This is a genomic window from Atribacterota bacterium, assembly GCA_039638595.1.
Taxonomy (GTDB): domain Bacteria; phylum Atribacterota; class Atribacteria; order Atribacterales; family Caldatribacteriaceae; genus Profundicultor; species Profundicultor thermophilus.
Map to the genome: position 1 here is coordinate 1 of JBDIWM010000069.1, position 7,133 is coordinate 7,133.

Below are 7,133 nucleotides of genomic sequence, written 5' to 3' on the forward strand. Positions count from 1 at the left end.
AATGGAAAAACTCAAAATCATTTGGAAGTAGGCGGAATATTGACTTTTCAAGGTTCATCTTTCCCTGCCCGAAGGCAAAAGTAAATGTAACACAAGAGTGTGGGGTTGTCAAGAATCTCCCGAAAAACTCACCACTTTTTTTCTTCCAGAATTCGCAACAGTTCCCGGGCGGCTTCTTCAGGGCCCTTCTGTTCCCATCCTGGAATCCCCAGGCGAGTTCGAATCTGGCCCACGAAGAGTCCGAGGCGGAAAAATTCATCGAAGAATCGGGAAGCTAAGCCATCGTGAAGCTTGCGGTACTGGGGAGGACCGAAAATGTTGGCAAAGTAGGAGTGGACGATACCGGTGGAGGTGGTGGTGCCCTTACTCATCACCGCACCGGCAGCGAAAACCCGCAGGGCTTCTTCAGGAGTGGTGAAGCGCTCGATGATGGGGTGTTCCTCATCGACTTCTTCGTAGTTATTGGCATAGAGGATCACATCCACTGGGTATCCCGCCATCACCTTGTCGAAACTGGTGACCGGAAGCACCACCCGGGCGTTTATTTTGCTCGGGCTCATGATGATAGCCCGGTCAATCTGTCCGAAGGCATATCCCGGCTGTAAATCGTCCAGGCGCAAAAAGGCGCCAATTTCAGTGCCATAACCCCGCACGGTATCGCCTTCAATCTGCAGGGAACCCATATCATCGGCGATGATGCTCATGTCGCTCACCCGTTCTTCATCGAGGATCCGGAAGGCTTCCAGGGTTTCGGACTTGCCCGCACCGGTATCTCCGATAAGAAGGAGGGTCACCTCTACACCGCTTATAAAGGTAAACCGCACCAAAGCTCCATGGAAAGGTAATCTCCCCCGTTTCATCATCACGATGTTGTGCAGAGTCAGCACCATCTTTTTGAGATAGCCGAAATAGCCAAATTCGTCCTGATTGGGGCAGGCTGCGACCAGTATTTCCCTCTCTTCGTCATCGAAAAAGACCGTGGGAAAGGGCGCCAGTCCCTCCACGGCTTCTTTCGGGACCCCAAAGGCGTAAATGGCATCGGGTTTGCGCTTCAGGTCCTCGTCCTCGGCAAGCTCAAAGAGGTTACAGAGGGAAAATCCCAGCTCGTAGAATTTTTCATGGACGTAGATGAGGATGAGGAGCGGTCCCACTTTGGCTGGGTAGGCAATCCATTCTCGTTTGGAAAATTCCAATTTGGCTAAGGGATCCGCCGCGATTTTTTCAAAACGGCCGGTTCTCTTGTTCATCGGTGGTTCGAGGATGAGGGGTGGATGGAGGAGAATCTGGCGAACCACCGGAATCCCCTCCAGTTTTTCTCGGTACGGAGAAGGAAGGGGAATAGCCTGGGGGACGGCAATGACCGAGATGTTGGCCCCCGCCCGCACCTGACGGTACACCCGGGGATGGCGGTTGGCGATGTTTTCCTGAATATCCCGATAGGTGCTGCGCACCAGGTGGGTGAGGGTTTCGATGGTGGCGTTGAAGGTCCGGTAGGGTCGCTTGTCTAAATTGCGATGCTCAGAAACGCTCACAATGAAGCGGTCAAAACCTCGCCAGAAATTGTAGAGGTACTCCACGAAGCCGTGGAGCTCCATCCGGTACCGGAGGAAATTTTCGGTTTCGGGGAGCACTTTGGGAACGATGTCCAGGGGAACTTTGGTCAGCATCTGGAGGACCTGGACAAGCAATGCTATGTTTTTTTCTTCGTCGTCCTGGTGGGCGAAAAATTTGAGAAGGGGAGAATTCTTCTTCCGCAACTCCTGGATCGCCCGCTGCAGCACTTCTCGGAAAGCCCGGCTCTGGAAAAGCTCCGCCGGAGTTTCGCACACTCGGTCTTCAATGTGGAGAATCGCCTTTTTCCCGATGATACGAAAATCTCGTTCCTCTTTGGCCACCGTTTTCCCCCTCGCGAACTTTTCGAAATATGATACGATACGAGCGGCGATTTGACAAGTGAATGGTGAATTAGACACGGACCGAAGAAACCGAATCGTGCTCGCCTTGTGGCCTGAGGAGTTTTTCAAATGCGCTCTTTTACCGCGTTGCTTTTGCCGTTCCCCTTCTTTGAAGTCGCTCTGGGCTGGATTTTTTGGAAGTCTCTTCCCTTGGTAAAGATTTTGGCCTATAATAAATACTGTCAAGGAGGGTTACCGTTGGCGAAAGTGTCTCCCCATTTTGGGTCGTGTCTTAACTCTTTCCCCTTCCTTTTTCTGGTCTGGAAGCACTTTCCGGAGAGTCTTCTGTCGGTGGAGGGAGGTCTGGATTGCCCTGGCCTTTCGCGGGCGCTTTTAAGGAAGGAAGGGGACTTTTACCCCTCCATTCATCATGAAGACCGGGAGGCAGTATGGCGGGAAAAGATGCTTTTTCTGGAAAACCGAGGACTGCAGGCGGTTTTCCGCTATCGCCTGGTGGGAGAACCACCGGTGTGGGTGGAGGAATGGGTGGCCTACGATAAGAAGCGTGGACGCTACGAGAGCCTGATTCAGGATGTGACTTCCTGGAAGGAACGGGAAAACTGGTACTTGGTAGAACAGAGGCTGAATCGTCAGCTTTTTGAGGCTTCTCCGGTACCCCTCTGGGAAGAGGATTTTTCGGCGCTCAAGTTGTATGCCAATGGGCTTTTAGCCAGGGGGGTGAAAAACCTGGGACGACATCTTGATACCCACAGAGAGGAAGTGGCCAGGGTGGTGCGAAAGATACGTATTTTGGAAGTCAATGCTAGCGCCCTGACACTCTGTGGTGTCAAGAGCAAAAAAGAGCTGGTCAAAAATCTACGGCAGTGCATTGACCCCTATGCTTTCGCCAAATACCGGGAGTATATTTTAGCCATTGCCCGGGGGGAATGCGCCTTTGAGTGGGAGGAGGAAAGCCAAAGCCTTTCCGGGAACCCCGTTCATGTGCACTGCAAGTGGCAGGTAGTTGCGGGGTATGAGGAAAGCTTTGCCCGGGTGATGGGTATGGCGATCGATGTGAGTAGGAGAAAAGCTCTGGAAGAGTCGATGGTCCATCAGGCTACTCATGATCCCTTGACCGGATTCTTGAATCGGGCGGCTTTTCTGAAAGAGGTGGAAGGTCTTTTGGAAAAGCGAAAGGAGAAACGCTTTGCCCTCTTTTTCATCGACCTTGATGGCTTCAAAAAAGTGAACGACCTCTTTGGTCATCAGGTGGGTGATACTCTTTTGGTTCTCTTTGCCACTCGTCTTAAGAATGTGGTGCGCCAGACGGACCTTTTAGCCCGCTTTGGGGGAGATGAATTTTTACTCCTGCAGCGGGAAATCACCCATCGAAACGATACCAGACGAATTGAGCGGCTTCTGCATGAGGTGGTGACCGAAGAGTTTATGGTGCAGCATTTTCGGATTCGGCTCTCTTTGAGCGTGGGCGTAGCCCTTTATCCGGACGATGCCACGGATTTTTCCGAGCTGGTTCGGATAGCTGACTCCCGAATGTACCAAGATAAGAGCGCAAAGTCGGTGCAAGAATCGACTTAGTTCGCTTTGGGTTTCTCTCCCCTTCGGGCCTGCTCAATATAGGAGCGGTAAAGGTTGAAATTGGCCAGGCTCATCTCTGGCGGAACTCCCCCAGCCCCGGAGAGGATGAAGCGCCGGTCTCCTCCGGTAGTCACCACCTCCCAGACGTGTGTGGCCAATTCCTCCGGAGCCATGCCTCCAATGGTGCAGCTTATGCCTCCTTTGAGAGTCACCCGGTCCCCGAACTCTTTTTTGAGTTGCTTTAAATCCATGTGGTCGTAAGGGTCGAGCGGATCAATGGAGTCGAATCCAGCTTCGACCATACCGGAAAAAAGAGGCATGATGTTTCCGTGGGAGTGGAGCATCGCTTTGAGTCCCCGGGCGTGGAAAGAGTCGACCAGGAGGCGGTGGTTTTCCTGAAAAATGTCCCGGTAAGTTTTGGGGCTGAAATACGGTGCGGCCTGAGTCCCTAAGTCGTCGGTAACCCAAATGCCATCCACCTCGCACTCTTCAGCGATGATGAGCCCCAGTTTGATGATGGCTTCGGTAGCCCGACGAGACATGGCTTTTACCCACTCCGGGTCATCTACGGTATCCGTCCAGGTGTTTTCTAAGCCTCGAAAGAGCATCCAGGTTGCTTCGAAGGCTCCCTTCCCCTCCATGGTGACAAAATATCCCCGGTCTTTTAGTTTCTTTACCGGGTCCCGCAAAGTTTTAGCTCGCTTGCGGAGCGCTTCCCAGTCGGGTTCTGGAAGGGTTTCAAAATCGTTGTGTGTCCGAACGGGGTTGGCGATGGCCTTGGCGTAGTAAGGTTTTTTGCGCCAGTACCAGACTCCTCCGTAAAAGGTGCGGGCCAAAATATGGGTTTCATCTTCAGAGAGGATATCGCAGAACATTCCCGGTCCTCCAGGGATATTGAGGGGTCCAGGGACAATCACCCAGTCAGAGCGGAAGAGTTCCGCTTCAAAAAGGGCCACCTCATCCCAGGGGGCCTTCATCACCTGGGGACCGAAGAAAGCAAGGCGAGCTTCCAAACACTCAAACCCGTCAACATAGGGTAAAATATCGGTGGATTTCCCCTCCAGGGCGTTGATGATGCGCTCGTACGGAGTCATGGGTTCCTCCTTCCGGATTTTTTCTCATGATAGCACGTTTCCGGAAGGAGGAAAAGGCTATTTTTTGACCACCGCCATGATTTCCTCAATATCAGGGCGCTCCTTTAAGGGATATTCCTTTTTCCAGATGATTTTCCCCTCTTTGTCGACCACGAATACCGCTCTTTTGGAGAATCCCTCTTCCTGGTCAAAAATCCCATACTCCTGGGCCACTTTCCCGTGGGGCCAGAAGTCTGAAAGGAGGAGGGTTTCTTTCACCCCGATTTCTTTGGCCCAGGCGTGCTTGGAGGGCACCGGGTCCACACTCAATCCAAAGGCGATGGCGTTCAGCTGGTCGAGTTCTCCCTTCTTGGCTTCGAGGTCCTGCATCTGGTACGTGCAAACCCGGGTGAAAGCCAGAGGGTGGAAAGAGAGGATCACCGTTTTCCCACGAAAACGGCTCAGGGTTTGCGCTTCCCCGTGTTGATCTTTGAGAGTGAAATCTGGAGCCCAATCACCGATTTCAGGCATCGAAAGCGCCTCCTTTTCTTTTTTTGATATAAAGCCAGAAGCGGTTCTTCTTTATTCCCGGGAGGTCCGGCAAAAAGCGGATTTTTGGGGAGTGGCTGGGAATGCGCTTGGTGTTGACTTGAGAACGAGGGAAGCATATACTGTATAAAAAGGGGTGGGTGTTGCATTTCCAATTCTGCGTCATCCGAGTTTGGCCATTTTTCAGAAAAGTGGTCCCTGGTTTTACCAAGGCTCTCCCCTTTTATCGTGAATCTGGTTCGGGATACCTGGTGAGGAGGTGGGGAAAAGGGCAAGGTATGGAGGGTATGTTTGAGGGAAAGGCGCATTTTTGAAAGCGATGAAGAGGAGGGAACTGGCATGAGAAAAGCATGGTTTTTGGTTTTGACGATGGTCTTTGTGGTTTGGGCAACTTCTGGGGTGATGGCGCAGGAAGCCAAACCTGGGGAAGGGATGTATTTCCGCCTGGTCACCCACGGAGGTGACGACCCCTTTTGGGCGGTAGTGCAAAAAGGAGCTAATGATGCAGCCAAAGAACTGGGATGCAGAGTGGATATCGACCTCTGCGGAGGGGATCTGGCGTTGCAGCAGAAGCGTTTCCAGGAAGCAGTAGCCTTAAAACCCCAGGGTATTGCTCTGGTGATTAACGATGACACCGCCTGGGATAAACCGGTGGAGGATGCCCTGGCGGCAGGAATTCCGGTGATTGGGATGAATAACGATGACTCCCAGGGAGCGGCCGGGAATGCGCGCCTTTGTTACATCGGTCAGAGCGAGAAGGCGGCAGCCTACCGTCTGGGCCGGAGGCTCTTTGATATCGCCAAGGAAAAAGGAATCGACCTTTCTAAAGCGCATGTGGCCATGGCGGCCGAAGTTCCGGGTGCGAACTACGCCAAGATTCGTTCAAGCGGTGTGCTTGAGGCCATGGGTGAGTACGGTATCACTTCCTACGAAATCATCGATGCCGGGGGTCTGGAAATGACCACCGTTGAGGCTCGGGAGACTTCCTACCTTCTGGCTCATCCTGAAACCACTTTCCTCATTGGACTGGGTGGTATCTGTACGGACCGCTTAACTGCTTCGCTTAAAGCGGCTGGAAAGAATCCTGGAGAAATCATCGCCGGTGGTTTTGATACCACGGCTGATACCTTAAACGGGATTAAGGAAGGCTACGTGATGGCCACCATTGACCAGCAGCAGTACCTCCAGGGATACTTTGCGGTCTACGTACTCTACTTGTACAACAAGTACGGCTTCACTCCCAACATCGATACCGGAGGATACCTGGTGGACTCCCCGGATAAAATTTCTTTGCTGGAGAAACTCTCTCCCCTGCACATTCGGTAGCGCTCTGGGGCGGCCTTGGGTCGCCCCAGAAATTTTACGGAGGAGAGGCTGATGGAGCGTCTGATAAAGTTTTTACGGCAGAGGGCTGCAAGCACATTTTTGGTTTTTGTGGGTTTGGTGGTGGTTTTTTCTCTTTTCAGTCCCCGACACGTCTTTATCAATTCGCGGAATATCGCGGCTCTGGGGAAACTTTTCCCGGATCTGGGCGTGGTGGCTCTGGGGGTGGGAATGCTCATGATTTGTGGAGAGTTCGACCTCTCGGTGGCCTCGGTTTTGCCGTTCTGTGCCTATATTTTTGCCCGCACTCTCTATGCTGGCTTTACCCCCTTGTTTGGTCTCATTTTATCGATTCTGGTTGGTGGGGGGCTGGGATGGTTGAATGGTTTTCTCACCGTCCGGACCCGGATGCCTTCTTTTATCACCACCCTGGGAACCCTCATGTTTTGGAGGGGGATTCTCTATGTATGGTCGCAGATGATGCCCCTGGGGATTCGACAGTACGTTCCGACCGGTTCCACCTTTGAGAGGGTTTTTGTAGGAACCATCCTGGGTTTTTTCCCCATCCAGTCTCTGTGGTTTGCCATTTTTGCTGCTATTCTGGGAATCATCCTTCATCGCCACCGTTTTGGAAACTGGATCTATGCCACCGGTGATAATAAAGATGCAGCCCGGGCCATGGGCATCAACACCGATT

General features: G+C 52.5%; 6 protein-coding genes. 3 read left to right on the top strand and 3 right to left on the bottom strand.

Translation table 11 applies throughout. The features are described from left to right. Positions 1–128: 128 nt before the first annotated feature. Complete coding sequence (locus tag ABDK92_10675) at positions 129–1,895, bottom strand: phosphoenolpyruvate carboxykinase (GenBank protein MEN3187066.1); 1,767 nt, start codon at positions 1,893–1,895, stop codon at positions 129–131. Positions 1,896–2,024: 129 nt separating this feature from the next. Between ABDK92_10675 and ABDK92_10680 the strand changes: the two genes are divergently transcribed. After that, positions 2,025–3,491, top strand: coding sequence for a GGDEF domain-containing protein (locus ABDK92_10680; GenBank protein MEN3187067.1), 1,467 nt, complete (start codon positions 2,025–2,027; stop codon positions 3,489–3,491). Here ABDK92_10680 and ABDK92_10685 read toward each other — a convergent pair. Together ABDK92_10685 and ABDK92_10690 are read right to left on the bottom strand one after the other, a co-directional pair. Next, on the bottom strand, positions 3,488–4,585 hold the full coding sequence (locus ABDK92_10685) for a uroporphyrinogen decarboxylase family protein (GenBank protein MEN3187068.1): 1,098 nt from the start codon (positions 4,583–4,585) through the stop codon (positions 3,488–3,490). The two genes, ABDK92_10680 and ABDK92_10685, sit on opposite strands and share 4 nt — an antisense overlap. A 57-nt stretch (positions 4,586–4,642) precedes the next feature. Beyond that, positions 4,643–5,095: a redoxin domain-containing protein gene (locus tag ABDK92_10690; GenBank protein ID MEN3187069.1), complete on the bottom strand. Its 453-nt coding sequence runs from the start codon at positions 5,093–5,095 to the stop codon at positions 4,643–4,645. Positions 5,096–5,452: 357 nt separating this feature from the next. Here ABDK92_10690 and ABDK92_10695 point away from each other — a divergent pair, with 357 nt between their 5' ends. Beyond that, positions 5,453–6,439 (top strand): substrate-binding domain-containing protein, encoded by a 987-nt coding sequence (locus ABDK92_10695; protein MEN3187070.1) that lies wholly within the window; start codon positions 5,453–5,455, stop codon positions 6,437–6,439. Positions 6,440–6,490: 51 nt separating this feature from the next. Then, the coding region (locus ABDK92_10700) for an ABC transporter permease (GenBank protein MEN3187071.1) at positions 6,491–7,133 on the top strand (643 nt) is incomplete at its 3' end.